This window comes from Daejeonella sp. AP26 (genome assembly GCF_056680515.1).
This window is the reverse complement of record NZ_CM155286.1, coordinates 1,559,571-1,585,538: the sequence shown is the minus strand read 5'-3', so window position 1 is coordinate 1,585,538 and position 25,968 is coordinate 1,559,571. Positions and strand designations below refer to the sequence as shown.

Annotated in this window: 27 protein-coding genes; 19 read left to right on the top strand and 8 right to left on the bottom strand. The window is 40.0% G+C overall.

From position 1 onward, the window contains the following. Positions 1–209: 209 nt before the first annotated feature. Genes folB through AC1MCB_RS06860 form a run of 3 tightly spaced genes read left to right on the top strand, consistent with a single transcriptional unit; the run spans position 210 to position 2,663 of the window. Entirely contained in the window at positions 210–575 is a 366-nt protein-coding gene (gene folB / locus AC1MCB_RS06870) for a dihydroneopterin aldolase (RefSeq protein ID WP_479968000.1), read from the top strand. After that, complete coding sequence (locus AC1MCB_RS06865; protein ID WP_479967999.1) at positions 575–2,002, top strand: FAD-binding oxidoreductase; 1,428 nt, start codon at positions 575–577, stop codon at positions 2,000–2,002. Before folB ends, AC1MCB_RS06865 begins: the two co-directional genes overlap by 1 nt. 34 nt (positions 2,003–2,036) lie before the next feature. Further along, positions 2,037–2,663, top strand: coding sequence for an MgtC/SapB family protein (locus tag AC1MCB_RS06860; protein WP_479967998.1), 627 nt, complete (start codon positions 2,037–2,039; stop codon positions 2,661–2,663). Here the strand turns inward: AC1MCB_RS06860 and AC1MCB_RS06855 are convergent. Beyond that, a complete protein-coding gene (locus tag AC1MCB_RS06855; RefSeq protein WP_479967997.1) occupies positions 2,660–3,088 on the bottom strand; it encodes an acyl-CoA thioesterase in 429 nt (142 codons plus the stop codon). The two genes, AC1MCB_RS06860 and AC1MCB_RS06855, sit on opposite strands and share 4 nt — an antisense overlap. Before the next feature lie 141 nt (positions 3,089–3,229). Here AC1MCB_RS06855 and AC1MCB_RS06850 point away from each other — a divergent pair, with 141 nt between their 5' ends. The 5 genes from AC1MCB_RS06850 to AC1MCB_RS06830 all read left to right on the top strand — a co-directional run bounded on the left by AC1MCB_RS06850 (position 3,230) and on the right by AC1MCB_RS06830 (position 6,907). Further along, positions 3,230–3,679 carry an Hsp20/alpha crystallin family protein gene (locus tag AC1MCB_RS06850; protein ID WP_479967996.1) on the top strand — a complete coding sequence of 150 codons (450 nt, stop codon included), beginning with the start codon at positions 3,230–3,232 and terminating at the stop codon, positions 3,677–3,679. Positions 3,680–3,787: 108 nt separating this feature from the next. Further along, complete coding sequence (locus tag AC1MCB_RS06845; protein WP_479967995.1) at positions 3,788–5,098, top strand: nicotinamide mononucleotide adenylyltransferase; 1,311 nt, start codon at positions 3,788–3,790, stop codon at positions 5,096–5,098. A 180-nt stretch (positions 5,099–5,278) separates the two neighbouring features. After that, on the top strand, positions 5,279–5,932 hold the full coding sequence (locus AC1MCB_RS06840; protein WP_479967994.1) for a phosphoribosyltransferase: 654 nt from the start codon (positions 5,279–5,281) through the stop codon (positions 5,930–5,932). A gap of 71 nt (positions 5,933–6,003) precedes the next feature. Then, the gene (locus tag AC1MCB_RS06835; RefSeq protein ID WP_479967993.1) at positions 6,004–6,669 is read left to right on the top strand and encodes a dienelactone hydrolase family protein; all 666 of its coding nucleotides are present in this window, start codon (positions 6,004–6,006) and stop codon (positions 6,667–6,669) included. 10 nt (positions 6,670–6,679) lie between these two features. After that, positions 6,680–6,907, top strand: a complete 228-nt coding sequence (locus AC1MCB_RS06830; RefSeq protein WP_479967992.1) for a hypothetical protein — start codon at positions 6,680–6,682, stop codon at positions 6,905–6,907. A gap of 10 nt (positions 6,908–6,917) precedes the next feature. Here AC1MCB_RS06830 and AC1MCB_RS06825 read toward each other — a convergent pair whose 3' ends face one another. Beyond that, positions 6,918–7,409 carry a YajQ family cyclic di-GMP-binding protein gene (locus AC1MCB_RS06825; protein ID WP_479967991.1) on the bottom strand — a complete coding sequence of 164 codons (492 nt, stop codon included), beginning with the start codon at positions 7,407–7,409 and terminating at the stop codon, positions 6,918–6,920. Between the two features lie 94 nt (positions 7,410–7,503). On the opposite strand from AC1MCB_RS06825, the gene AC1MCB_RS06820 reads away from it, so the two are divergent. The 4 genes from AC1MCB_RS06820 (at position 7,504) to AC1MCB_RS06805 (ending at position 12,028) form a co-directional block, all read left to right on the top strand. Then, the gene (locus tag AC1MCB_RS06820) at positions 7,504–8,100 is read left to right on the top strand and encodes a hypothetical protein (RefSeq protein WP_479967990.1); all 597 of its coding nucleotides are present in this window, start codon (positions 7,504–7,506) and stop codon (positions 8,098–8,100) included. 92 nt (positions 8,101–8,192) lie between these two features. Beyond that, positions 8,193–10,253, top strand: a complete 2,061-nt coding sequence (gene ppk1, locus AC1MCB_RS06815) for a polyphosphate kinase 1 (protein WP_479967989.1) — start codon at positions 8,193–8,195, stop codon at positions 10,251–10,253. Beyond that, positions 10,250–11,134, top strand: coding sequence for a Ppx/GppA phosphatase family protein (locus AC1MCB_RS06810; protein WP_479967988.1), 885 nt, complete (start codon positions 10,250–10,252; stop codon positions 11,132–11,134). The genes ppk1 and AC1MCB_RS06810 overlap by 4 nt, the downstream gene beginning before the upstream one ends. Before the next feature lie 471 nt (positions 11,135–11,605). Beyond that, a complete protein-coding gene (locus AC1MCB_RS06805) occupies positions 11,606–12,028 on the top strand; it encodes an SRPBCC family protein (protein WP_479967987.1) in 423 nt (140 codons plus the stop codon). Positions 12,029–12,118: 90 nt separating this feature from the next. Here AC1MCB_RS06805 and mscL read toward each other — a convergent pair whose 3' ends face one another. After that, positions 12,119–12,529 (bottom strand): large-conductance mechanosensitive channel protein MscL, encoded by a 411-nt coding sequence (gene mscL / locus AC1MCB_RS06800; protein WP_479967986.1) that lies wholly within the window; start codon positions 12,527–12,529, stop codon positions 12,119–12,121. A 192-nt stretch (positions 12,530–12,721) separates the two neighbouring features. On the opposite strand from mscL, the gene AC1MCB_RS06795 reads away from it, so the two are divergent. Continuing rightward, positions 12,722–13,993: a glycosyltransferase gene (locus AC1MCB_RS06795; protein ID WP_479967985.1), complete on the top strand. Its 1,272-nt coding sequence runs from the start codon at positions 12,722–12,724 to the stop codon at positions 13,991–13,993. Here the strand turns inward: AC1MCB_RS06795 and xerD are convergent. Next, complete coding sequence (gene xerD, locus AC1MCB_RS06790; RefSeq protein WP_479967984.1) at positions 13,968–14,867, bottom strand: site-specific tyrosine recombinase XerD; 900 nt, start codon at positions 14,865–14,867, stop codon at positions 13,968–13,970. The genes AC1MCB_RS06795 and xerD overlap by 26 nt on opposite strands. 93 nt (positions 14,868–14,960) lie before the next feature. On the opposite strand from xerD, the gene AC1MCB_RS06785 reads away from it, so the two are divergent. Beyond that, a complete protein-coding gene (locus AC1MCB_RS06785) occupies positions 14,961–15,374 on the top strand; it encodes a type II 3-dehydroquinate dehydratase (protein WP_479967983.1) in 414 nt (137 codons plus the stop codon). Between the two features lie 128 nt (positions 15,375–15,502). Here the strand turns inward: AC1MCB_RS06785 and AC1MCB_RS06780 are convergent, their stop codons facing one another. Both AC1MCB_RS06780 and AC1MCB_RS06775 read right to left on the bottom strand, forming a co-directional pair. Then, complete coding sequence (locus tag AC1MCB_RS06780; RefSeq protein WP_479967982.1) at positions 15,503–16,633, bottom strand: hypothetical protein; 1,131 nt, start codon at positions 16,631–16,633, stop codon at positions 15,503–15,505. Between the two features lie 241 nt (positions 16,634–16,874). Next, positions 16,875–18,041: an App1 family protein gene (locus AC1MCB_RS06775; RefSeq protein ID WP_479967981.1), complete on the bottom strand. Its 1,167-nt coding sequence runs from the start codon at positions 18,039–18,041 to the stop codon at positions 16,875–16,877. Between the two features lie 113 nt (positions 18,042–18,154). On the opposite strand from AC1MCB_RS06775, the gene AC1MCB_RS06770 reads away from it, so the two are divergent. Then, positions 18,155–18,805 (top strand): HAD family hydrolase, encoded by a 651-nt coding sequence (locus AC1MCB_RS06770; protein ID WP_479967980.1) that lies wholly within the window; start codon positions 18,155–18,157, stop codon positions 18,803–18,805. Here AC1MCB_RS06770 and AC1MCB_RS06765 read toward each other — a convergent pair. Continuing rightward, positions 18,802–19,818 (bottom strand): glycosyltransferase family 2 protein, encoded by a 1,017-nt coding sequence (locus AC1MCB_RS06765; RefSeq protein WP_479967979.1) that lies wholly within the window; start codon positions 19,816–19,818, stop codon positions 18,802–18,804. The genes AC1MCB_RS06770 and AC1MCB_RS06765 overlap by 4 nt on opposite strands. Further along, positions 19,818–20,699 carry a lysophospholipid acyltransferase family protein gene (locus AC1MCB_RS06760; protein WP_479967978.1) on the bottom strand — a complete coding sequence of 294 codons (882 nt, stop codon included), beginning with the start codon at positions 20,697–20,699 and terminating at the stop codon, positions 19,818–19,820. Before AC1MCB_RS06760 ends, AC1MCB_RS06765 begins: the two co-directional genes overlap by 1 nt. A gap of 136 nt (positions 20,700–20,835) precedes the next feature. On the opposite strand from AC1MCB_RS06760, the gene AC1MCB_RS06755 reads away from it, so the two are divergent. From AC1MCB_RS06755 to AC1MCB_RS06740, 4 genes are all read left to right on the top strand, one after another. Beyond that, positions 20,836–21,447 (top strand): WbqC family protein, encoded by a 612-nt coding sequence (locus AC1MCB_RS06755; protein ID WP_479967977.1) that lies wholly within the window; start codon positions 20,836–20,838, stop codon positions 21,445–21,447. Next, on the top strand, positions 21,447–22,574 hold the full coding sequence (gene corA / locus AC1MCB_RS06750; protein WP_479967976.1) for a magnesium/cobalt transporter CorA: 1,128 nt from the start codon (positions 21,447–21,449) through the stop codon (positions 22,572–22,574). The genes AC1MCB_RS06755 and corA overlap by 1 nt, the downstream gene beginning before the upstream one ends. 194 nt (positions 22,575–22,768) lie before the next feature. Continuing rightward, entirely contained in the window at positions 22,769–24,118 is a 1,350-nt protein-coding gene (gene mgtE / locus AC1MCB_RS06745) for a magnesium transporter (RefSeq protein ID WP_479967975.1), read from the top strand. A gap of 544 nt (positions 24,119–24,662) precedes the next feature. After that, positions 24,663–25,928 (top strand): cation:proton antiporter, encoded by a 1,266-nt coding sequence (locus AC1MCB_RS06740; RefSeq protein WP_479967974.1) that lies wholly within the window; start codon positions 24,663–24,665, stop codon positions 25,926–25,928. The last annotated feature ends 40 nt before the right edge of the window (positions 25,929–25,968 follow it).

Here is a 25,968-nt window from a genome sequence, read left to right as displayed (position 1 = left end):
TTTAGATAAATAATGGCTAGGAATGGTTTTTTCGATCTTTCGGTTAAATCAATCACTTGGATGTTACTCTTAACACCCACGACTTTAAAGTACTTTTCAAAATTAGTAAATTAGCTGAATAAGTATTTACGCCCACAGACTCTTTTCCCGGGTATCAAAATCATATAAATAGAGTCCCTTATGTCAATCAATATTATATTTTTGCCTGTATGGGAATTATACGGCAGAAAATAGCTTTGCAAGGAATTCGGTTTTTTGCCTATCATGGATTTTACCCGGACGAACAGATTGTAGGCTGTGAGTTCATTGTAGATATTGATACTGAATTGGAGGTCTATGGACATGGCGACGATAACATAAATAACACGGTTAATTATGAACGCTTGTTCAATATTGCTAAAGCGGAGATGGATATACCTCGTAAGCTTATTGAGACAGTAGCACATGGTATACTTGAGAAGATAAGACACGAGTTTCTTGCGGTAAAAGTTATCCGGGTTGCAATCCGCAAAATGCATCCACCGCTCGCGGGTCAGGTAGAAAACTCTTTAATTGAATTAATTTTTAACAGATAATGCCCTTTCAACTTATAACCGCAGATATTGCCGATCAAATTGAACAAATTGTTGGTGCTGATAATATGCTGACCGATCGTTCGGAACTTGAAAAATATGCTCACGATGAAACCGAAGATCTTCGTTATTATCCGGAGGTAGCGGTTAAACCGGAGACTCCGGGACAGATTTCTGCCTTACTAAAATTGTGCAATGAGTTTTTCATTCCAGTAACGCCGAGGGGAGGTGGAACTGGTTTAAGTGGTGCAGCACTACCTGTTAAGGGTGGACTCCTAGTTTCAATGGAGCGTTTTACTAATATTATCCAAATTGATGAACGCAACCTTCAGGCTACAGTAGAACCGGGGGTCATAACTGAAGAGTTTATGGACGCGGTCAGAGAAAAAGGTTTGCTTTATCCAGTTGATCCTTCCAGTAAAGGAACCTGTTTCATGGGCGGAAATATAGCCCATGGAAGTGGTGGCCCGAGAGTGGTTAAGTATGGGACCATAAGGGAGTATGTATTAAACCTCGAAGTGGTTCTTCCGTCAGGGGATATCATCTGGACCGGTGCTAACACTCTTAAATATGCATCAGGCTATAATCTTACGCAATTGATGATCGGTTCGGAAGGTACCCTGGGTATCATCACGAAGATAGTTGTAAAGCTAATTTCAAGACCTGCACATAATGTATTGATGCTTGCCTCATTTCCTAGTAATGAGCAAGCGTGTGCGGCTGTCTCAGCGATTTTCAGAGCCGGCATTACACCTTCAGCTCTTGAATTTATGGAAAGGAAAGGAGTTGAATGGGTTATTCGATTTGACCATATACGGTTCGATTTAAAAGATGGTGTTGAGGCCTTTCTAATGGTTGAGGTAGACGGGACCAACATGGATACTTTATTCGCTGAAGCTGAATTGATAAACGGAGTGTTAGAGGAAAGCGGCTGCACTGATGTTCTTTTCGCTGATTCCTCAGCTCAGAAAGAGGATATATGGCGAATGCGCCGCACCATGGCTGTGTCAGTTAAATCAAACTCAATTTATAAGGAAGAAGATACGGTAGTTCCAAGAGCTGAGTTACCGGCCTTGATTCATGGCATAAAGGAAATTGGTAAGAGCTATGGTTTTGAATCCGTTTGTTATGGCCATGCAGGAGACGGAAATCTTCATGTAAACATCATAAAAGGAAACATGAGTGATGAAGATTGGAGAACAAAACTAAAGGAAGGGATAAGGGAGATATTTGAGCTGACCGTAAAGCTTGGCGGAACCTTATCAGGTGAACATGGAATCGGTCTTGTGCAGCGGGAATATATGCCTTTGAAATATTCAGAAATTCATTTTAGTCTGATGCGTGGGATAAAAAATACTTTTGATCCTAAAGGTATTTTAAATCCCGGGAAGATGATTCCTGAAATTATTGAGGGAAATACTATATATTAAGAAAATTAATTATTGCCTTTGAAGAAATTTACAGATGGAAATCTTTTCTGAAGATGTTATTAAGATTTTGCTTTCTGTGCTTTGCGGAGGCATTATCGGATTTGAACGAGAATATCAGAACAAGTCTGCTGGTTTTCGGACAATTATATTAATCTCCCTAGGTGCCACGGTTTTTACTATAGTGTCTCAACGCATTGGTGGAAGTGACGACCGTATTGCTGCTAATATTATTACCGGCATTGGGTTTATAGGTGCTGGGGTGATTTTTAAAGGCAGCCTTGATGTAAAAGGCCTTACCACTGCGGCAGTAATCTGGGTTGCTGCTGCTATAGGAATGTTGATTGGCATCGGCGATTATTTGCTGAGCGTTTTACTTGCCCTGTTTGTTCTTTTAATATTATCAGTGTTTGGAAAGATGGAGATGTTGATAGATATCTCTAATCATCGCAAAAAATACACTTTGACCTTCAATAATACCAACCTGGAAAGTTTTGATAAGGTAGAAGAATTGGTTAAAGAGCACAGCCTAAAACTTCTGCAAAAAGATTTCTACAAAAAGGACAACTGTTTTAGAGTAGCAATGGAAGTTTCCGGGAATAAAAAAAATGTAAAGCGCTTCACTGAAAGACTTCTATCTGAGCATGAAATAATTGAGATTTAAATTTCTAGTGCTTCAAATTCTTGCATTTTAATTCTGTATTCTTCCGGAATAGGTGAAGAAGAGTTAAGATGGTAATCAAATGAAATGCAAACGGTGCTGCCTGTGGTGCAAATCTCCTCAACTCCGTTGTCTGATCTCACCAGGACATATTCAAGGTCAAAACTACTTTTGCCTATCCGTGATGTACGTACGTAAGCAAACACCTGGTCATTTCGCCCGATCGGCTTCAAATAATCAATGTTTGCTCTTCCGATAATGATTCCCATTTTCTCCCAGTTCCAATGAACCACTTCACTCCAATAACTTGAGCGGGCTATCTCAAAATAAGTGAGATATATCGCATTATTTACATGTCCGAAAGCATCAATATCCGCAAAGCGTACCGCAATCGGGGATTTATAATGGAAATCAGTTAATAAGGTCATATGTCATATTGTCGTATGTGAAAATTTTTCAGTGCCAAACTGTCTTAAAAGTCCTTCCGGATAGTGATTAAACCCGCTTGGTATACCGATTGTTTAGCAGTTATCAAATAACAATAAAAAAACTTAAAGGAGGACCAAAAAATGACACTAGTAAAGTTTTCAAATGGCAACAAATCACAAGCGTTAAGCCCATTGTTTAACGATGTTTTTGAATCACTCTTTAACAATGATTCATTTGTATCCGATCGCTTAACTTCTCGTGTTCCTGCTGTGAATATAGCTGAGACTGAGAATGAATTTCATATTGAACTGGCGGTCCCTGGAATGAAAAAGGATGATTTTAAAATTAACCTGGATAGAAATATCTTAAGTATTTCTGCCGAAACTAAATTAGAAAGTGAAGAAGCCAGCCAGGATAAAAGATACAACCGGCGCGAGTACAGCTATAATTCATTCGTAAGAACTTTTACTCTTCCTGATACCGCTGACTACACTAAGATTGTAGCTGAGTATGTAGATGGGATTTTAAAGGTGGCTGTAGCTAAAAAAGAGGAAGCTAAAATGCAGTCTCGCGAGATTTCTATCCAATAAGAATTTGCTGGTTTCATTTTAACGTTTGTTAATTCCTGAAAAGGTGCCTTGTGAAAGCATGGCACCTTTTCTTTTAAGCGACATTGCAATTTTTGTAATTTAGCCGATATGGTCAGGGAAATATTAGAGAATAAGCGTAAAGCGTTAAAGATTAACTTAGATAGCAGCATTTATGGAACGTTTGCTGAAATTGGAGCAGGGCAGGAGGTTGCACGGAATTTTTTTACTGCCGGCGCTGCCTCCGGTACGATAGCTAAAACCATGTCCGCATATGATATGGTTTTTAGCAACTCTATTTATGGTGCGGAGGAAAACGGACGATATGTGACCAAATCAAGGCTGGATAAAATGATCAGTCATGAGTTTAATCTGTTGACGGAACGTTTATACGGACCAAAATATGAGACTAAAACATTTTTCGCATTTGCCAATACTGTAACTACATTAAATTTTAGCAAGAGTAATGATCCGCATGGATGGTTGGGTATCCGTTTCCAGGTTACTCCGGGCGGGGAGTCTAACGATATCGTTTTTCATGTGCGGCTTCTCGATAGCGATGCCAACCTCCAGCAAAATGTTTTAGGTGTTCTGGGTGTAAACTTAGTCTATGCGGCTTACTTCCACAATGACGATGTTCAGACAATGATTGAATCACTGGTTGATAATTTATCGATCGGCTCGGTGGAAATTGATCTGGTGAGCATTAAGGGGCCTGCTTTTAAAAATGCAAACGATCGACTGGTTAATCTGTACCTGATTGCGAAAGGTTTTTCGGGAGCCGCCATTTTTGATGCTAGCGGTGAAGCCAGACAGAGTAAAGATCTTTTATATAAAAAGGATGTAATGATATTACGTACGAAGTTCGGCCAGAAATCGACTCCAAACTTTGATCTTTTCAACCGGGCAGTAGAACAGTTTAAACGCTCGCAACTTGTGAAGGACGAAAACATGATTGTTCTTGTAGAAGTATTGATGACGAATTTACTTGATGATAACCGGGAATTTAATAATGAGGATCTGGAAACCTTTGCGAAACGCGCGGAAGAACTTTGTGCAACCGGCAACTATGTAATTGTATCAGATTTTGCGCGCAACCATAAATTAGCCCAATATTTATCACGTTGCAACGCAAATAGCGTGGGCATATCAACCAATATTTCAAATCTTAAGAATATTTTTAATTCAGATAACTATGGGGCAAACTATACTGATGAGTTATTGGCCTATATCAGTGACTTGTTCAGCAGAAACGTTAAGTTATATGCTTATCCATATCTAAATAAAAAGTCAAACGAGATTATTACAACCCGGAATATGCCTGTATCTGCGGAAGCGAAACCATTGTTTGAGTTTTTGATTCAAAATAATTACATCACGGATATCGACGATTATGATACTAAAGATGTAAAGGGCGTTTAGATTGTAAAAATATATACATTTGAACACCTTATTCATGGTAATTTCTAAGATATGTCTTTTAACTGAAACCGATTTAAGCAACTTTATCACACTCATATTTTTTTAAACTTTTTATTTCTTTATAGGTTGACTTTATAAAGGCCTTCTAGTTGCAACCTTGCGACTTGTAAATCTATTAAAATGGTTTATGCAGAGAACAGACGGTTTTTCAGGGACAGAAAAGAGGCTGGCTATGATTTGGGGCTTCTGTTGGAAAGGAAGTATAGGAATCTCAATCCTATGGTTTTTGGAATACCACGTGGAGGAGTTGAAGTCGCTTTTTATGTTGCCAAGCAATTGCATACGCCGCTATCTATCATTGTTTCTAAAAAGCTTCCCCTGCCGCAACAACCTGAATTCGGTATCGGTGCAGTAAGCGAAGAAAATTCAATTTACGTCTCCCCTAAAGTCGAAAATATGCTGTCGCCAGAAATGATTAATCAGATCATAGCAGACCAGGAACTGGAAGTACAGCGTCGGATTAAAAAATACCGGCATGGAATGCCTCTTCCTGAGATGAAAGGACGTTCAGTTATCATTGTAGATGATGGTATTGCGACGGGCGTCACCCTCGTTCCGGTTATTTTGCTTTGCAGGAAAAAGAAGGCAGCGAAAATCATACTTGCGGCACCTGTTTCAGGTACCAGTTATAATGAAAGACTTAATGAAGCAGACGCAATTGAAGTATTAATTAAGCCGACTTCATTTTATGCTGTAGGGCAGGTTTACGAGAACTTTAGCGAGTTTGACGATGAAAAATTAATGGCATTGCTGGAAAAAGCAGAAAAATATTAGAACTGTACAGAAATAATAACCTCAAAATGTCGGTGCAAAGTGCATTAGATGATTTTCTCTAAGGTACACGTATGGTAATTCAAGAAGTAAACGACGAGATCGAAATACCGGTTGGAACCACCCGTTTGAAAGGATCGTTGATAATTCCACAAGGCGCTAAAGCTATCGTAGTTTTTGTGCATGGAAGTGGTAGTAGCAGGCAAAGTCCAAGAAATAAGCTTGTTGCAGACATGTTGCACCAGGCAGGATTTGGCATATTATTATTTGACCTGCTTAGTTTGGAGGAGGATAGGGATACCACCCGAAGATTCGACATCGATCTGTTGACAAATAGATTAATTCGGGTTACAGAGTGGCTAACAACAGATAAGAGAACAACCGGGTTAAAAATAGCTTTTTTTGGAGCCAGTACTGGCGCAGCGGCAGCACTGGAAGCGGCCGCCGCTTTAGGAATTATGGTATATGCCATTGTTTCAAGAGGCGGCCGACCAGATTTGGCCGCCCACAAATTGCCTTTAGTTACTGCTCCAACTCTTCTTATTGTTGGCAGTCTTGATTATGAAGTTATTGGATTGAACGAATTAGCCTTTAATCTATTAAACACGAAGAAAAAGATCGCGATTGTTGAAGATGCAAGTCATCTGTTTGAGGAGCCAGGAAAATTGGAGGAAGTAGCCGTCCTTGCTCTTGGGTGGTTTCAGAAACATTTACAATCTGTAATAGAAGGCGGACTCTAATAAATTAACCATGAAATTCAAGGCGAAAGATCCTTCCACCGGATTAATTTATTCGCTGGAAGCAAAACCTGAAAGGTACAACGGCGAACAGGGTTATCGAATACTGTATGAAAACGGTTCGAGCTTCTTCATAGCAAATAAATATGGTTGCTGGCGGTTAACGGATGATCACTACGCAGATGTAGGTTTTTTAGAGAACATCGGGCTCGCTATTGAACATCATTATTCCTCAACATGATTCCCGATTATTAGTCTCGCATATTGATATACTGCAATGGTTGACCAAAATTTTCTTTACGGCAGAGGGCTATAACACCTTGCAGGTCGTCGATTTTTTTGGCCTGTACCCTAACCTGGTCATCCATGATAGAAGCCTGTACCTTTAAACCACTGTCTTTTATCGCTTTCACAATCTTCTTTGCGGTCTCCTTATCAAGTCCCTCTTTGATCTTAATTTCCTTGCGGATCATATTTCCTGATGCATAGTGTTCTTTGCCGCGATCCATACTATCCGGATCAAGTTGCTGTTTAACCATCTTTGATATGATTGTATCTTCGATGGCACGTAGACGCATATCGTTTTCAGTTACAATAGTTAGCTCACTGGATTTCTTATCAAGTTCGATAGTGCTCTTCGAATCATTGAAGTCATAGCGATTCAAAATTTCTTTTTTTGCGGTATTAATTGCGTTGTCCAATGTCTGACCGTCTACCTTGCTTACTATATCGAATGTTGGCATAATTCTTATACTATTGGGAAATTAAGTTTTTGTTGATATATTTAATTGTCTGCAAATTTAGCTTTAATCACTTTAAATTCCCTAACCTTAAATTATGAAGTCAAGTAAAAGCAAAACCAACAAGAAAGCTGCTAAAAAAACTACCCGTCGGGCCGAAAAGAAAGAATTAGAGGAATCGATAATGGATAGGTTCAGCGAGGTGATTTCGAACTTAGGACACGACGCCAGTAAATTAGGGAAAGACATTCAAAAGGCAAGCAGACAACTCGCAAAAAAGCTTGCCGATAAATTTCACGAAGTCAAAGAAGCGGTAGGGGATAAAATTGAGATTTCTAACAAGAGCAAGGTAAAAATAAAAAAGCCGTTAACTACTCCCAGAATTCCAACTTCTAAATCGGTTGCGAAAGCAGAGAAGGTTGTAGCGAGAGTTAGTAGAATTAATGCTGAGGTAAAACCTAAACGAGCTTATACTCGTCGTGCCATAATTCCGGTGGACGGAGAAAAGAGGGCTATCTCAAGCGCTTCTAAAGCTTCCAAACCTTCGGCACCAAAATCAGCGATTGCGAAGAAGCCCGCTACTTCCAGGACGCCAAAAGTGAAAGTTTCGGCTAAAGCAGAACCACCAACTGTTGCTCCAAAAGCTACCGAACAAAACGGCAACCCTCAGGATGAAAATAACAACACGATATAGTATGTTAATCTGAGGTTAATATTCAGTTAACAAGATATTTTTCATATTTGCATTCCTGACTTCTTTCGGTCGGGATTGTTTATTTATATACCATGCCTAAAAACATTCCGCTGATTAATCGAGAAATCAGTTGGTTATCTTTTAATGACCGGGTTTTGCAGGAAGCGGCGGATAAAACTGTTCCTTTAATAGAGCGTGTACGATTCCTGGCTATATTTTCATCTAATCTTGATGAATTTTATAGAGTTAGGGTGGCTACATTGAACCGCCTTTCAAAAATCAATAATAAGGCAAAGGAGTTAATCGGATATAGCCCCAAAAAAACTTTAGCACAGATCAAAAGTATAGTGGTAAGGCATGAGCGCAAGTTTAACCACTTGTATGAGGATGACATTATAAAGGAACTTGCTCTTCAAAAAATCTTTATAATCACCGAACAGCAGCTGAATGTCTCGAGAGGCCAGTTTGTTAAAAACTATTTTCGTGAACGAGTATTGAGTACACTTGTGCCGGTTATGTTGAACCTCGAAGATCCGTTTCCGGAGCTTAAAGACCGCGGTATTTATTTCTTAGTTCGGCTGACCAGGTCAAACAGCCCAAAAGCAAGATTTGCTCTCATTGAGATTCCAACCAGTGATCTGGACCGATTTGTGGTTCTGCCCGAAACCAATCAATTGAAATATGTGATTCTGGTGGATGATATAATCCGGTATTGTCTGGATGAGATATTTTTCATTTTCGATTTTGATAAGATAGAAGCCTTTTCAATTCAGCTTACACGCGATGCAGAGCTGGATCTTGACCGACAAGTAAGTGAGAAATTTATTGATGCTCTTGCTAAAAGTTTACAGAAACGGGGGAAGGGTAAGCCAATGCGATTGCTTTATGATACGGCAATGCCGCTTGATATGCTCACCTTTCTGGTTGCCCAATTAGATTTATCGGCCGATGGGTTAATTCCGGGAAACAGGTATCATAATTTTAAGGATTTTATTAATTTCCCAAATGTCGGAGGGCCGGAGTTAGAATATCGAAAAACGCCCCCATTGCCTCTAAGGGATCTGAATACAGGCGAAAGTATGTTCGCACAAATCGCGCACAAAGACTTTCTTATCAATTTACCTTACCAGGCATTTGATTACATTATACATTTTTTACGAGAAGCTGCTATAGATCCGAAGGTTAAAGAGATCAGCGTAACATTATATCGGCTTGCCGAGAATTCAAGAATTATTAATGCGTTAATAAATGCCTCAAAGAACGGCAAGAAGGTGAATTGCCTGCTCGAATTGAAGGCCCGGTTTGATGAGCAAGCCAATATTTATTGGACTACAAGGCTGGAGGAAGAGGGAATAATTGTTAATTATGGAATGCCCGATTATAAAGTTCATTCAAAAATCTGCCTTGTTAAACGTATTGAAAAAGGGAAAAGTGTTTATTACGCTAATTTAGCCACCGGTAATTTTAACGAAAAAACTGCCCGAACATACTGTGATCACAGTCTTTTCACCGCAAATCCAAATATTACACTCGAACTTGGCAAGTTGTTTATTGGCTTAGAGAAAAAGGTGTTTTACCGTGGGTACAAACACCTGATCGTTTCCCCACTTGAAAGTCGCGAAAAGTTATACGCCCTGATTGATAACGAAATTAAACAGGCCAAAGCCGGTAATACGGCTTATATGATTTTGAAGATGAACAGTCTGAGTGATGAGGGCATGATCGGGAAACTGTATGATGCCAGCAATGCAGGAGTTCAGATTCAGCTCATCATACGCGGTATGTGCTGCTTAATTCCCGGACTTGAAGGGTATAGCGAGAATATAACGGTGCGAAGTATCGTTGATAGATTTTTGGAACATGCAAGGGTTTGGATATTCGCTAACAGCGGCAAGGAGTTGATGTACCTTAGTTCGGCAGATTTGATGACCAGAAATATTGATCATCGGGTGGAGGTTGGCTTCCCGATTTTTGATAAGGATATCAAGCAGGAGATCAGAGATATTATTGATATTCAATTGAAGGATAATACGAAGGCCAGAGAAATTAACCAGTACAATAATAACAGGTATCTTCGTGGCCGTCTTAAAACAGCATATCGTGCTCAATCGGATATCTACACTTATTTGAAATATAAAAACAGTAAACCTTGAGATACGCTGCTATTGACATTGGATCAAACGCTATAAGACTTCTTATTGCGGATATAATTGAGAGTGAAAAGGAGACTTCCTTCAAGAAAAACACCCTTGTTCGGGTGCCTTTAAGATTGGGAGACGACGCTTTTTTGGATAAAAAAATATCTTCTAAGAAAGCTGAAGAGCTTTTGAAGACTATGCAGGCGTTCCGTAATCTGATGGATGTTTATCACGTAGAAGATTATATGGCTTGTGCAACCTCTGCAATGCGGGAAGCGACAAATGGCCCGGAGATGGTCAAGCTGATTCGGTCTAAAGCGAACATTAACCTCGAAATTGTCGAAGGGCAACGAGAGGCAAATATCATTTATAGTAGCCATATTGAACAGCACCTTGATCGTAAAAAGAATTATCTGTACATCGATGTAGGCGGCGGAAGCACAGAATTATCTGTGTTTTCTGCGGGGGAGATAGTTTCTTCCCGTTCCTTCAATCTCGGAGGAATACGCATTCTTGATAATCAGGATAAAGAAGAAACCTGGTTTGAAATGAGAGATTGGATTAAAGAACAAAACCGGACACATAAAAATCTCCTCGGTATTGGCACAGGTGGAAATATAAACCGTTTGTATAAAATGGCTGATGAGAAGGAGGGTATACCAATGAGTTTTACTAAATTAAGGTCGCTTCATTCTTATTTAAATTCATACTCTTTAAAAGAGCGTATTAATGTTTTGGGGTTGAATCCAGACCGGGCCGACGTAATCATTCCGGCTAGTGAGATTTACCTTACTGTGATGAAATGGGGAGGGGTAAAACAGATTTTTGTTCCCAGAGTGGGACTGGTTGACGGAATAATCCAACTCTTGATAGAAAAAAATCTTCAACCAGGGTAATTCCACCTGGCTGCTTCCTGTCAATTTTGCTTTGCTAATAACTGTATCTTTAGTTCGCTAATACCTCAGGCTCGTTTTTAATGAAAGATTTATCATAAAGTATTTCTCATTAGACATTCTTGTTTTCCTTGTACTCCTGGAACAGTGGAATCGCTTTAGTGCCCCTCAGAACGATTGAAAATTCTTGAGAAACACTCGGTAGGAATCCGAAACGCTCTGGTGGCCCTTTGCCATTGGTTCACGTGATTTTGAATAACTATAATCAAAAGTGCGGTGAGTGGTTGACATATGAACCCGCTTCCCCGCATTTGAATTAACAAGTCAAACATGAACTAGCAAGGTCGAAAAAGTTATCGCTGATTATTTGTCGTTCGGATCAAAAGAAAAATCTTTAATCATTAAATTAGTATACCTGACGACTTAGAGTTCTCAAACCGAACTCAATAGTCATCAATTTTAACAGCAACGGTTATGGAAACACAAGAAAAAAAAATAATGGTCGAAACCACTGTTCACGCACCGGTAGAAACAACCTGGGTATACTGGACTGAGCCTGATCATATAATGAAGTGGAATAATGCTTCTGACGATTGGCACACTCCGCATTCAATAAACGATCTTAGAGTGGGTGGCAAATTCTTATCAAGAATGGAAGCCAGAGACAAGAGTTTTGGATTTGACTTCGAAGGAATTTACGATCAAGTAATTCCGAACAAATACATTGCTTATACTCTTGGTGACGGCAGAAAAGTTCAAATAACTTTTACAGATCAGGGGAACTCAACCCAAATATCTGAGATATTTGATCCTGAGAGCACAAATTCAGTTAAATTACAAAGGAGCGGATGGCAGGCGATATTAGATAATTTTAAGAAATACGTCGAAGGCAATTAGTCTGAAATTAACCTTGTTTTAAATAGTGTGGAAAATTAATGGTTGTTTTCATCCTGCTAGTTCACAAGATGAAAACAACCTGGAAAACAATTATCTGTTTTGTGAACGCAAAATATCGCGAATGTCGGCAAGTAAAGCTTCTTCCTTTGTAGGAACGGCTGCAGCAGGTGCAGCTTCTTCTTTTCGTTTTAAACTGTTAATCAATTTAATAATTGCAAAAATACAGGCTGCTATTATTAAAAATTGAATTGCAATATTTATGAAATTTCCGTAACGGATTGCCACCTCAGTCACCTTTGTAGAAGTATCTTCAGGTACAAGTACCCACTTCTTTTCTGCAAAATCAATTCCTCCCAGAATGTAACCCAAGGGAGGCATAATGATGTCATCTACCAGGGATGTTACAATTTTACCAAATGCGGCACCAATGATCACACCGACGGCAAGATCAATTACATTGCCTTTGGAAATAAACTCTTTAAATTCTGAAATTACACTCATGGCTTTAAGGTTTTAAGTTGAATATTTTAAATATAGAATAAAAATAATTATTTCTCTAAAAAGGTAATTTGTAAAGGGACTATTTGTAAGCAGTTTTTCCTGACAATAAGCGGCGATAATATATTGCTGCCGAAACCGATGGCTTGATAAACCTATCTTTGTGAAGTATCGTCAAATTTGATTAGTATTTCAATGACCCAAAATCAAAATGTTCTAATTATTGGTTCAGTTTGGCCCGAACCTCAATCCTCGGCAGCCGGTGTCAGAATGATGCAGCTGATTAAATTTTTCCTTTCTAATGGGTCAAAGGTAACTTTTGCCAGTGCTGCCGCCGACAGTCCTTATTGCGCAGATTTATCAAGCTTACATGTGGAGAAAGCAAAAGTGGAGTTGAATAGTTCGGACTTTGATCGATTTATTCGTCAGTTAAGTCCGTCTATCGTTGTCTTTGACCGGTTTATGGTAGAAGAGCAATTCGGATGGCGGGTATCAGAGCAATGTCCAAATGCTTTGCGGATTCTAGATACAGAAGATCTGCACTGTTTACGCCGTGCTCGCCACCAAGCCATCAAGGAGTTAAGGGAATTCAACACAGATGATCTCCTTTCGACTGATGTGGCAAGGAGGGAAATCGCAAGCATATTGCGAAGTGATATTTCACTTATTATTTCCAGTTACGAGTTAAAACTTCTTAAAGAAGTATTTAAAGTAGATGGAAGTCTTCTATACTACCTCCCATTTATGACCCATAGGCTCGACTTGAAACAGATTTCACAGAAGCTGTCATTCACAGAGCGTCAGAATTTTATAAGCATTGGTAATTTCCTCCATGAGCCTAACTTTGACTCTGTTAAATTTTTAAGAGAAGACATATGGTCATTAATCAGAAAATCTCTGCCGGAAGCTGAATTACATATTTATGGAGCATATCCGACTCAAAAGGTCCTTCAGCTACATAACCCGAGGGAAGGTTTTCTGATAAAAGGACGAGCAGATAATGCGATGACGGTGATGGAGCACGCCCGGGTGTGCCTGGCACCTTTACGCTTTGGCGCAGGCTTAAAAGGTAAGTTGCTGGAGGCAATGAAGTGTGGAACCCCGAGCGTAACAACAACTATTGGCGCAGAAGCAATGCATGAAAGCTTGCCTTGGAATGGAGCTATCTTCGACGACCCGAATCAAATTGCTGAAGCTGCTATCAAGCTGTATACTGATAAAAGGTTATGGACCAACGCCCAGCAAAACGGAGTACAGATTGTAAATCACTTTTTTTCTGACGAACATTTCAACGCAAACTTTTCTACCAAGCTTACAAACCTTAGGGATGAGCTAGCAGTCCACCGGCTGAATAATTTTACCGGATCGATGTTAATGCATCATACAATGGCAAGTACCAAATTTATGTCAAGGTGGATTGAGGCAAAAAACCAGAAAGTTCTTAACTTCTCGGGTGATACTGAATGATTGCTTCGCGTAAATAATTTCGATCCAGATGTGTATAGATTTCAGTGGTAGTAATGCTTTCATGGCCAAGCATTTCTTGCACGGCTCGTAAATCAGCACCACCTTCCACCAGGTGAGTAGCAAAGGAATGCCGGAAAGTATGCGGACTGATGCTTTTCTTCAATCCAATCTCTTTAGCAAGATTCTTTATGATAATGAAGACCATAACTCTTGACAGCGAACTTCCCCTTCTGTTAAGAAATACGAAGTCTTCTTTGCCAGTTTTAATATTTAGATGCACCCTGATATCATCCAGATAGATCCTAAGAAATTTCACCGCTTCTGAACCGATGGGCACTAGTCGTTCTTTATTTCCTTTGCCCGTTATTTTAATAAACTCGACATCCAAAAACAGGTTTGATATTTTAAGGCTACACAATTCGGTGACCCTCAACCCACAACCATAAAGAACCTCAAGCATTGCTTTGTTTCGCATCCCTTCATGAGTTGATAAATCAATAGCAGATATCAGCTTATCTACTTCGATAATATTGAGTGTATCCGGTAATTTTCTGCTCATGCGCGGGCTTTCCAGCAAAGAGGAGGGGTCTGCCTGGAGGAGGTCTTCCAATAGAAGATATTTAAAGAAAGCCTTTAATCCTGATATGACCCTTGCCTGAGTAGCGGGAAGCATCCCCAGCTGAGCAACCCAAAAAACAAAGTTTTTTAAGTCATCAGTTGTTATCTGTAAAGGATCCCGATCCAGTTCATGAGCAGTTAAATACTGCTGAAGCTTTCTAACATCATGAATGTACGCTTCAATAGTGTTAGAAGACAAAGATCTTTCAAGACGCAGATATACTTTGAAGCCTTTTAAAGCTGATTGCCAGTCCAATTTGTTTTTATAAGTTTGGATATTAAAAGCCGGGGGCTTTTAAACTACTACTAATTTCAAAAATCTAATTTCAAAAATCTCATATTTCAGCGAATGAAACTTCAGATAATTAACGGTCCAAATTTAAACTTATTAGGAGTTCGCGAACAATCTATTTATGGAAACAGCGATTTCATTACATTTTTGGAAGATCTTAAGGGGAAATACAGCATCCTTGAAATAGATTACTTCCAAAGCAATGTGGAAGGTGAATTGATCAATAAGCTGCATGAAGTGGGCTTTAGCTTTGATGGTATCATTTTGAATGCTGGGGGCTACACCCATACATCGATAGCCATCGCAGATGCAATTGCGGCTATAAATTCGCCCGTAGTTGAGGTGCATGTTTCTAATATTTATGCTCGCGAAGAATACAGGCATGTTTCGTTAACCGGCAAGAACTGCAAAGGTGTGCTTACTGGTTTTGGGTTGGATGGCTACAGGCTTGCTGTCGAGAGTTTTTTATAGAGCCGTGAAATAGTCGTTCTATTCTAGTTTTTTCAGAGATTGGCGTTATAGACTGCTCAGTCTGTTTGAAGGTAGTGACAATGTATTCTTCCAATTGTTTTTGTTTCGCTAAACAAAAAGCCTCAAAACTACTTTAAGCTTATTGTAAGAATTTTATGACTGTTCGAGTTAACGATATATAAAGTCTTTTCATGAACCAGCATACCTGTCGGAAAATTTAAACCCTCTTCCCGGGAACTCGGAAAACCATCTGCATCATCGTAGGGATATTGATCGTTTATTTCGTAGGAGTTTGAGGCAAGTTCAGTAAATGCCAAATCTTCAACAGAAACCGCCGACACCGAAAAAGAAAAAGTCTTTCTGGAAGGTTTTCCAGAATTAAGATTCACAACAAGCCTGCCTTCCGGCCCAAATGTAATTCCTCTGATGGTATGGACATTCCCCGGTTCATACTCGCTTGAACTTTTCACTAATGTTGTTACTTCCCCGGAGTGGGTTACTTTTCGAATAATTGGAAAATAACCACCACTCACATAAATAGACCCATCGGGCCCTAATGTTATAAATTGCGGATAATCAAATTGAGCTTGAGGGCCAGTTCCGTCCATAGGTGCGTTACCGGGAATAAAGTTATTATTCCCACCGGCAATTGTACTCACCTTTCCGTTTGAGTAAAAGCGAATTGCATTATTTTTTGTATCCAGGATATACAAGCAATCGTTTTTATCGAAAGCTAAGCCCGATGGTTCGTGAAAGGTTGCCTCTATAGCAGGCCCATCTTTCATGATATCCTGGCCTAAAGTTCCAGCGATTAATCCGACGCTTCTACCATCAGGGCGGATCATTTTGATTTGATTACCTTCAGAAATATAAACATCACCAGCTTTGTTTACCGCAATTCCGTTAATGCTTTGTATTCCCGATTGTGAACTGGCAACATCGAAAAATGTTGATACGATACCATCCGGGGTGATTTTTCTGATTTTAGTGCCCGTAACTAAAAAAGGCTGTTTGCCAATCGCTGATCCACCATCTACTACGTAAAGTGATTTATCAGGACCAATAGCAATATGGGTTGGGTATAGAAACTGCGCCTCTAGCACAGGTCCGTTTTTGCGGCCTGCGGTTGTTCCTGCATACACTTCCAAGCTTAAATCTTCACTTGTGTTCACAAATTGAGCGTGTTCTTTATCGCATGCGCCAAAAAAAATTACCAGAATAAGCAAGCTTCGTTTCCTAAGACCGTAATTAGTTTTCATAGCAGATGATTTTAGGTAAATAAATTTACCTTAATGCTTGCTTAAAGCCTATGAAAAAGAGTTGTTGGGAAGATAAATGTATACTGGTGTGTAATTTATCTCACTTTTTGAGATAAGTAAATCACTCCGTATTGTAGTCTTTTCTTTACCCTATAGACAATCCAACTCTAACAAAAAAGGACATGGTCTAAGTGGATAGGGGCTGGCAATTAGAAGTCCTTGAATCCTTCACAACAGGTTTTTAATCTATTTCCATTGCTGTTGCTTCTTCTTTTCCCGCAGTCTCACCCTTATCCTTTTCTTTGTCTAACTTAATCTCCGCAATTGCCTCGGAATAAATAAGTCCGGTTTTAGCAGCGTGTTCAGCTGCCTCAACAGTATTATCAACTATCACCAGTTCCACGTAGTCCTTTAATTCTGTTGAAATATCAGTTGCTATTTTCTCCCGTTGCGCTAACTGAACATCACGAATGTAGATTGCAAGAATGCGGCCGGGGTATTTCTTTACAACCTCTCTGTAAATTTTTGGATCTTCCTGTCCGCTGTCCCCAATTAAAACGAAATTTAAAAGGGGATAAGTAAGGAGAATATTTTCAATTTCTTTAAATTTATGCCCCATGTGACCCGAGCTGATAAACTTATTATCCTGAAGGCCAAAATCACGGAGAAGAAGCGGACCTTCGGGAATCTCATTTAAATCTAAAAAGTCTTTCAGAAGGTCATACATGTTCCACGGACTGCTGGATACGTAAAAGAATGGATTGTTTCGCTGTCCATTCCGGCCGAGCTGCAAAGCCTTATAAAACTCAGATACTCCCGCAAAAGGAAGCCGGGTACGTGCATTGTGAAGAAAAACTTTTCTTGACATAGCCAAAACATCCGTCGCGCTGGTTTGCACCACAGTATCGTCTATGTCGCTTATAATACCATACTCAGCGTCTAAAGGAGGCACTAAAACTTCGGCTATACCCTTTAAACCAGGCGAAAATGGGACAGGAGCTTTCATTAGTTGAATGTCTATCTCATGCCACATATCCATCCATTCTATAGGTGTTTCCGGAGCAAGGTTTAGCATGAAGTAACCTTCTTCATCTGTTACTACGATGTGCTCCTGGTCCTGGAAACATACTTTCAAAGATGCGCCCGGAATCTCATCACTTTGAAAGCGATGGTACATATTAACCAGGTTATTAACGATCGTATCATTATCGGTAGCAGCATCAATGCCTTTATCCTCTAGCACGCGACCCTTTATATACAACCTATTCATCGTTCCATAACTTCGGTAGGTGACAATCTGCAGCGGATCATTTAATTTAAGTCGCTTCCTGAGATTAAAAAACAGGTCGTCAAATTTTTGTTCAACATCGGAACTCACATCACTAAATAATTTCTTCCAATCAGCCATCCTAATAGTTCTTATATCTTCGGTAAATAAAATCAACGTAATTTTAAAACATGTGTTTAATATAATTGGTATTTGATTCCAATCTCCGTACTAATTACTAACTACTCAATACTATGATAAATAAACCGGACAGTTTAATCTTTGATATGGACGGCACCCTTTGGGATGCCGCCGATACGTATGTGGCTTCATGGAATGAGGGTTTCAAAAATGAGAATATAGATAAGATTATAAGCCGCGCAGATCTCAGTCACATGATGGGTTGGGAAAAGCGAAAAGTCCTAGAACATGTGATGCCCGATTTCGATGAAGAAAAGCAAGAGCGGATCTTCAGGTCAATTAACGAAGTGCGAGCGGAACTGATCCCGCAAATGGGTGGCGTCCTTTACGGAGGCGTAAAGGAAGGGCTGGAGCAGCTAGCCACTAAATATCAGTTATTTATAGTAAGCAATTGCCCGGATAACGTAATCAAACAATTTATGGAGTGGGCAAATATTGAACATTTGATTACCGATGAAATGGCCCATGGGGTAAATTCAAAACCCAAGCACTACAATATCAGGTTGCTTATTGACAAGTATAAGCTTAGCAACCCGGTGTATATTGGAGACACTGAAACCGACAGCGAAGAAAGCCGGATGGCAGAAGTGCCATTTGTGTTTCTGAGTTACGGATTCGGGAAAACAGATCAATACGATCTAAAATTTGATGACTTTGAAAGTTTTACCTCCTATTTTATGAACCTGGCCAAGACAGATGCTTAAAACTTCAAATCAGAAAACCGCTTGATTCCTCGAACAAAGAAATCCCAAACCACACTTCCACGATATAGTCCGGCAGAGTTGAACCGTGACTTGTCGGTATGATTCTTTTTACGGTTGCCGTTCAGATTGCCAAAAAAGTAAAAGTGCGCTTTGCTTATAGCTAGCGCATTTTTTGCGCTTCCCTGGAGGAGGTACTTAACTAATGATAACAGGTCGAGCCAAAAACGGACGAAAATTATACGAAAAGCCTTTCCTGGCGGAAGATTTTTCTGAAGCATTACCAGGTTATTTCGAAAATTCAGATAAGTCTTGTAAGCGCTTTCCGCGTTTAGGGTCCCTCCGCCAACATGATAAACTTCGGAAGCTGGGCAATACATGATCTTGAAACCTTTATTCTTTAACCGCCAACAAAGATCGATTTCCTCCATATGAGCAAAGAAATCAGCATCCAATCCCCCTGATTCATCCCAGACTGCCTTTCTTATGAAAAACGCGGCACCCGATGCCCAGAAAATTTCAGTTGCCTGATTATATTGTCCCTCATCTTTTTCAACCGCGTCAAACATTCGTCCACGACAAAAAGCATAGCCGAAGCGGTCTAAAAATCCGCCTGCCGCGCCTGCGTACTCGAATTCCTTTTTATTGTGATAGGAGAGTATTTTCGGTTGCGCAGCCGCAATAGCCCGGTCACTCTCCATCAGTTCAATAACAGGTTCAAGCCAATTGACAGTTACTTCTACATCAGAATTTAGAAGGACATAATAATCGCCTTCTACCTGCTTTAAAACTTCGTTATATCCGCCAGCAAATCCCAGGTTTTTTCCTGTGGAAATTACTTTGACTGATGGATAATTCCTTTTAATAAATGCCACAGACTGATCTGTAGAAGCATTATCTCCCACAACTATCTCCAAATTTGGATAGGAACTTGCCAATACCGATGGAAGAAATTTTTCCAGGTAATTTTTCCCATTCCAATTCAAAATAACAACGGCAACTTTAGGAAAATACATTATAGATTAATTTCTTGAGGAGTGAACTTCCAGCGCTTGTGCGACCAAAGCCACAATTCGGGCCTGCGACGGATTATCTGTTCTAACTGTTGAGCGTTCCAATCCGTAATTTCATATTCGGAAGTAACAGCAGGATTTTCGGTAATGGTGATAAAAGTATATTGATAATGCCCTCTTCTTGGGCGCTCTGTCTGTACAAATATGACCGGGTGATTGGTCGCCCTGGCGATTTTCTCCAGTCCAAGGAACACTGCTGTAGGTTGGTTTAAGAAGTTAGTGAAATACTTTGATTCATGCCTGGTAGGTGTTTGATCGCTTGCAAAACCAACCATATACTTTTCATTTTTCATCTCAATGATCTTACGCAGGGTAAGCTTCATCGGAATCATTACTGACCCAAACCGCGACCGCATCTTGTTAAGATATCCTTCAAAAATTTTATCACTGAGGGGTTTGTAAATGACAAGCATATTTTCATTGAATCGCAGCGGCATAAAAAGATTGCCCCATTCCCAATTTCCGTAGTGACCGGTGGCCAATAGAACAGAATGACCACGATCAAAATACCCCTGAAGTAATTCAGGATTAGTAATATGACAGCGGGCTGTAATGTCTTTTGCGGAAATGGAATTCATTTTTAGCGATTCCATAATCATATCTGCCAGGAAACGATAGAACTTCCGTTCAATCTGATTTCTTTGCTCATCTGATTTTTCCGGAAAAGCATTCGCAAGGTTGGATTGGGTAACCTTTCGGCGATATTTTACGAGGTAGAAGAGTACGATAAATACAAGATCCGCAAGCAGGTACAACAACCAAAAGGGGAGATGGGAGATAAGAGATAGAAAAAATGTATTAAGCCTGCTTAGACTCGTATTCATCTGCTTGGGATTATCGACTGCTTAAGGCCTTTAAGTTTGCCGGTAATGTAATTTGTTATTCTTACGGTTCTTTTGGAGCCGGAAGCTTTAATCCTTAATTTCGACAAAAAAATTGTCTGCAAACTTAACGTATACGATGCAAAAAGGAGCAATTTTCCCGTTATTTTATCACCCGCCCGTAGAGTACTTTAGCCGTTTAATAACACATAAAGAAAATGTTCTGCTCGAAAAGCATGAGCATTTCCCAAAACAAACATTTCGGAATCGCGCATCTATCCATTCGCCTAATGGAAAGTTAGACCTGATTGTTCCCGTTATCAAAGGATCAAACGTGCATACTCCGCTTAAGGACGTCCGCATAAGTTATGAGTTTAACTGGCAACGTATGCACCTGATGAGTTTGCAAACCTCATACAGAAGTTCGGCTTACTTCGAATTTTACGAAGACAGTCTTCTCCCTTTTTACGAAAAGAAATGGGAATTTCTTTGCGATTATAATGAGGCTATCCTGCTCTTCCTGCTAGGGGCTCTGAAGCTTAACGTCAATTATCAGTTTACTGATGAATATGAAAGTTCCTACGCAGATCTTACTGACTATCGCGAGATCATTCATCCGAAGAAAGAATCCCCAATAAATTTTAAAACCTACTTTCAGGTGTTTGAAGAAAAAAACGGCTTCCTGAAAAATTTAAGCATTCTTGATCTGTTATTTAACCAGGGTCCACAGAGCAGCAAATATCTTATGTAATGGGAAAGATAAAACGTATCCGGGTTAAATCAAATAACCACAGAACCACGCCGGGAAGTAGTCCCGGGTTACTCGAACTACTAGAGTCTGACCTTAAGCCAAAAATCACTATTCATTCATATGACGATGATCACTATGAAGAAAAAGTAACAGAAAAATACACGGAAATTGATGAACAGTTAGCTAAATTTCCGAATTATACACATTGGGTTCACATTGAGGGCCTTGGCGACAAGAAATTATTTGAGTACCTCGAGCAGAGGTTTAATATCCATAAGCTCGTTCTGGAAGATATCAGCAGCAGCCGTCAAAGGCCTAAACTGGATGAATCTGAGCATTATTTATTCGCAATCAGCCGTTCATTGTACATCAACGAAAACCTGGAAGTTGATAATGAACAGCTTTCCTATCTTCTTTTTTCAAAGATTCTGATCAGCTTTCAACAATCCTACACTTCATTTTATGAACCTGTCATTAACCGTCTGAAGACTGATAAAGGCAGCATTCGCACAAGCGGGTCCTCATATATGCTGTATTCACTAATGGATGTTGTTGTCGATAACTACTTCGAACTGATCAATCGTTTAGGCGATGAACTCGAAACGCTGGAGGAATTGTTATACCGGCAACCCCGCAAATCAATGATGTATGATATTCAGGCTATTAAACGAGCGATGATATTTATTCGCCGCGCTGTATGGCCTGAACGGGATAAGATTAATGACATGATTCGCAGCGATTCGCCATTGATACTCGCGGAAACCAAAACCTTTTTGCGCGATACCTACGACCATACCATGCAGATCATTGACCTGGTGGAAAGCTACCGTGATATCACCACCGGCTTAATTGATATGAATCTTTCCATCATCAGTAACCGAATGAATGAAATTATGAAAGTGTTGACAATTATCTCCTCCATATTCATTCCCTTAACCTTCATCGCGGGCGTATATGGGATGAACTTTTCATATCAGGATCCGGAAACTGGTAAGATTCTGAAACACAATATGCCTGAACTTTATGCAGAGAACGGCTATGTTTATACAATGATTGCCATGTTTTTCATCGCTCTTATCCAAATCATTTATTTCTGGCGCAAAGGCTGGTTAAATTCCAGGAATTAATTTATGCACTGGTCCAAACGGTTACTTTTGAACCGTAAACTTTTTCATGCGATTTTTAACATTGCCCCCCGGCAGGAACAAACCGATAAATTTTGCCAGAGTGTTCTCTGATAAATAATTTTACAAAAACCTCAAAGAATAGAATTCAGCCAAAAGGAAGTTTTGTCGCCCTGTTTTCCTATTTTTAGCGCCTGATGCAATCTTTTGAGTTAAATAAAACCGATGTTCTTCGTTTCAAGCAAGCCCTTGAAAGCGATGATGAAGAGCTGTTGAAGCTGGTATCAGAATACCATGCTTCAGAGATTGCGATCTTATTCGAAAGTCTTCCACAAGAGTCGCGTGCTCGAATTATCAGTATTCTTCCTGCTGATACCGCCTCTGAGATCATCTCAGAGATGGATGCTGAGTTCCATCCTGAAAAGCTTCTTGAAAATCTGCATCCTGAGCGTCGGTCTGAAATTGTTGAAGAGCTTGACTATGATGATGCGACAGATTTAATCAGCCAGCTCCCTGAAGCACAGCAGCAGGAAATTCTGAAGCACATAGACGAAGAAGATGCTTCCCATATTCGCTCTTTATTAAAGTACGAAGAAGATACAGCGGGTGGTATAATGAACACCCAGGTAATCAAAATCAACGCAGATCTAACCAAGAAAGAAGCGCTGGATGAAATTATCCGCCAAAGCGAAGAGATGGAGGAATTCTATACCATCAATGTTATCGACAGGCACAATGTTCTCAAGGGGATCGTCTCATTAAAAGATATTATTAAATCGCGTAACACTGTTCAAATCAGCGAATTGATACAGGCTGATTTCGTATACGTGAAAGCTGAAACCGATCAGGAGGAAGTGGCACGTTTAATTTCACAATACAATCTAACTAGTATTCCAGTTGTCGACGACCAAATGCATTTGCTTGGCCGTATCACTTTCGATGACGTTATCGACGTTATGGAGGAGGAGAATACCGAGGATATATTGAAAATATCGGGAGTATCTGAGGATGAGGAACTTGCAGGTAATTGGAAGGAAGCCGTAAAGAGTCGCCTTCCCTGGCTTATTTTAAATCTCGGAACAGCATTCCTGGCTGCCTCGGTGATCCGCTATTTTGACGACACCATTGTAAGACTAGGCATCCTGGCAGGTTACATGACCATGATTGCTGGTATGGGCGGGAACGCCGCAACCCAGGCTTTGGCGGTTACCGTAAGGCGGATCTCCTTAACTGATCTGACAGATAACCAGGCTTATCGAACTGTATTAAAGGAGTTTACCGTAGGTTTAATAAATGGAGCAACTAACGGCTTGATCATTTTTCTCTTCGCTGTTTTCTACGATCAAAATCCAATGCTTGGTGTAGTTATTTTTACCGCTATGACCGGCAACCTGATTATTGCGGGTGTCGCTGGTTCAGCAATCCCCCTGATGTTGAAACGTGTAGGTATTGACCCCGCTATCGCTTCATCTATTATCATTACCACTTTTACCGATGTATTCGGCTTCCTGTTGTTACTAGGTTTAGCGAGCAAACTTTTATTGTAAAACATCCCACAGTGATTTAATAAACCGGTTTCCGTTCAACGAAAATTCTAATCTCTGATAGTTTTACAGGAAGCATTTACAACCCTCATTAGCGATCATGTTTTTTTCTAGTCAGCTAATTAAATAATTAGAGGATTAGCCTGTCCATTCTTCAGCATCTTCAAGATAAACCATGCATCAAATCAATACATCGGTCGGGTCTTGTTCGGGTCTTCTTCGTGTTTTGCCACTAATTTAGCGGCAAGACACGAACATGCTACGAACCAGGTAGGTAGGAAGGAAGTATGTGTTATCCTGAAATAGCTTTGCAGATAGCGAACGGATTAGGGATTAAGCTTGACAAATATAAATGTCATACTGAATAAACTTTACATGCCTTTCGATCATACGGTTTTAACTTTATAATGCTTTTAGTCATCAGAAAACACTTTGAGTTAATTTTGATTGCCTGATGTATAACATTCAGCTGTGTCTCTCAATCCATTCTTGATGGCTGCATCGTTTTTCATAAAAACATTTTTAAAGTTGGTTGTTCAAGATAGGAATGAATGAATATATACTGATACTCACGGTAATAGGCTTTGCCGCTCTTTCCATGGCCTGGATGCCGGCTATCACTGCAAAGACGGGAATTTCTTATTCAATTATTTATGTCGCTTTTGGAGCGTTATTATATAGTTTCTTCGACTTTCTACCAAAACCTGACGTTGACCGGCATGAGGTCGTTGCGGTTCATTTGACCGAACTGGTAGTTATAATCTCCCTAATGGGAACGGGACTTAAAATTGATCAGCCATTTTCTTTCAGAAACTGGCGGGTTCCGTTCAGGCTTATCATCATCACCATGATTTTGTGTATTGCACTGGTTACGGTAATGGGTTGGTGGGCTTTTAAATTTGACTGGGCCTCGGCATTATTGCTGGGTGCTGTATTAGCTCCAACGGATCCAGTTCTGGCATCTGACGTGCAGGTGGGACCGCCCCATGAAGAGGAGGTGGATAACGTCAAGTTTTCATTAACTGCTGAAGCGGGACTGAATGATGGCTCTGCCTTTCCCTTTGTATGGCTTGCAATAACGCTTGCCATAATCGCTGGCAATGGCAACGCAAGCATACAGGAGTGGCTTTTGATGGATGTATTTTACCGGATTGCCGCTGGCGTAGCCTGTGGTTTTATTCTTGGTAAAATTCTTGGTTACCTGGTTTTTGACCTTCCAGAGAAAAGGAATTTTTTACTAACCAGAGATGGCTTTATTGCCATCGCGGCTACCTTGCTTGTATACGGTATTGCCGAATTAATTCATGGTTATGGCTTTATAGCGGTTTTTGTTTGTGCTATAACAATGCGCGCCTACGAGCGGCAGCACAAATTTCATAAAAAACTACATGAATTTACAGATCAGATCGAACGGATCTTACTCGCAATTGTATTGATTTTATTCGGAGGCATTTTAGTAACCGGCATCCTGAAAAGTCTCACCTGGGAAATGGCGTTATTTGGAATTGCCTTCATCTTTATCATACGACCACTGACCGCTTATATCGCTTTAACCGGACCTAATCTACATTACAAAGAAAAAGGCATTATCAGTTTCTTTGGAATTCGCGGTATTGGCTCATTCTTTTACCTTTCGTTTGCTTTAAATCAAACCTTTTTCAACCATGGTAAAGAACTCTGGGCCATCGTATCATTTGTTGTTTTTATTTCGATAATTATTCATGGTATTACTGCAGCTTTCACGTTTAGGAAATTAGAGGAGCAACTTGCTGATGAGGATATCGAAATAATTGCCCCAAGAGAAAACTTATGAATGATACGTATTTGGATTGAAAGTCCGGGAAAGAATCATT

Excerpts from the sequence above, each read along its gene's own strand:
- AC1MCB_RS06835 (WP_479967993.1), top strand. The coding sequence starts at position 6,004 with ATGGTAATTCAAGAAGTAAACGACGAGATCGAAATACCGGTTGGAACC.
- AC1MCB_RS06825 (WP_479967991.1), bottom strand. The coding sequence starts at position 7,409 with ATGCCAACATTCGATATAGTAAGCAAGGTAGACGGTCAGACATTGGAC.
- AC1MCB_RS06845 (WP_479967995.1), top strand. The coding sequence starts at position 3,788 with ATGGTCAGGGAAATATTAGAGAATAAGCGTAAAGCGTTAAAGATTAAC.
- AC1MCB_RS06850 (WP_479967996.1), top strand. The coding sequence starts at position 3,230 with ATGACACTAGTAAAGTTTTCAAATGGCAACAAATCACAAGCGTTAAGC.
- AC1MCB_RS06770 (WP_479967980.1), top strand. The coding sequence starts at position 18,155 with ATGATAAATAAACCGGACAGTTTAATCTTTGATATGGACGGCACCCTT.
- AC1MCB_RS06840 (WP_479967994.1), top strand. The coding sequence starts at position 5,279 with ATGGTTTATGCAGAGAACAGACGGTTTTTCAGGGACAGAAAAGAGGCT.
- AC1MCB_RS06740 (WP_479967974.1), top strand. The coding sequence starts at position 24,663 with ATGAATGAATATATACTGATACTCACGGTAATAGGCTTTGCCGCTCTT.
- AC1MCB_RS06830 (WP_479967992.1), top strand. The coding sequence starts at position 6,680 with ATGAAATTCAAGGCGAAAGATCCTTCCACCGGATTAATTTATTCGCTG.
- mscL (WP_479967986.1), bottom strand. The coding sequence starts at position 12,529 with ATGAGTGTAATTTCAGAATTTAAAGAGTTTATTTCCAAAGGCAATGTA.
- AC1MCB_RS06820 (WP_479967990.1), top strand. The coding sequence starts at position 7,504 with ATGAAGTCAAGTAAAAGCAAAACCAACAAGAAAGCTGCTAAAAAAACT.
- AC1MCB_RS06785 (WP_479967983.1), top strand. The coding sequence starts at position 14,961 with ATGAAACTTCAGATAATTAACGGTCCAAATTTAAACTTATTAGGAGTT.
- AC1MCB_RS06775 (WP_479967981.1), bottom strand. The coding sequence starts at position 18,041 with ATGGCTGATTGGAAGAAATTATTTAGTGATGTGAGTTCCGATGTTGAA.
- mgtE (WP_479967975.1), top strand. The coding sequence starts at position 22,769 with ATGCAATCTTTTGAGTTAAATAAAACCGATGTTCTTCGTTTCAAGCAA.
- AC1MCB_RS06760 (WP_479967978.1), bottom strand. The coding sequence starts at position 20,699 with ATGAATACGAGTCTAAGCAGGCTTAATACATTTTTTCTATCTCTTATC.
- AC1MCB_RS06805 (WP_479967987.1), top strand. The coding sequence starts at position 11,606 with ATGGAAACACAAGAAAAAAAAATAATGGTCGAAACCACTGTTCACGCA.
- AC1MCB_RS06765 (WP_479967979.1), bottom strand. The coding sequence starts at position 19,818 with ATGTATTTTCCTAAAGTTGCCGTTGTTATTTTGAATTGGAATGGGAAA.
- AC1MCB_RS06780 (WP_479967982.1), bottom strand. The coding sequence starts at position 16,633 with ATGAAAACTAATTACGGTCTTAGGAAACGAAGCTTGCTTATTCTGGTA.
- AC1MCB_RS06755 (WP_479967977.1), top strand. The coding sequence starts at position 20,836 with ATGCAAAAAGGAGCAATTTTCCCGTTATTTTATCACCCGCCCGTAGAG.
- folB (WP_479968000.1), top strand. The coding sequence starts at position 210 with ATGGGAATTATACGGCAGAAAATAGCTTTGCAAGGAATTCGGTTTTTT.
- ppk1 (WP_479967989.1), top strand. The coding sequence starts at position 8,193 with ATGCCTAAAAACATTCCGCTGATTAATCGAGAAATCAGTTGGTTATCT.
- AC1MCB_RS06855 (WP_479967997.1), bottom strand. The coding sequence starts at position 3,088 with ATGACCTTATTAACTGATTTCCATTATAAATCCCCGATTGCGGTACGC.
- AC1MCB_RS06795 (WP_479967985.1), top strand. The coding sequence starts at position 12,722 with ATGACCCAAAATCAAAATGTTCTAATTATTGGTTCAGTTTGGCCCGAA.
- AC1MCB_RS06860 (WP_479967998.1), top strand. The coding sequence starts at position 2,037 with ATGGAAATCTTTTCTGAAGATGTTATTAAGATTTTGCTTTCTGTGCTT.
- corA (WP_479967976.1), top strand. The coding sequence starts at position 21,447 with ATGGGAAAGATAAAACGTATCCGGGTTAAATCAAATAACCACAGAACC.
- AC1MCB_RS06865 (WP_479967999.1), top strand. The coding sequence starts at position 575 with ATGCCCTTTCAACTTATAACCGCAGATATTGCCGATCAAATTGAACAA.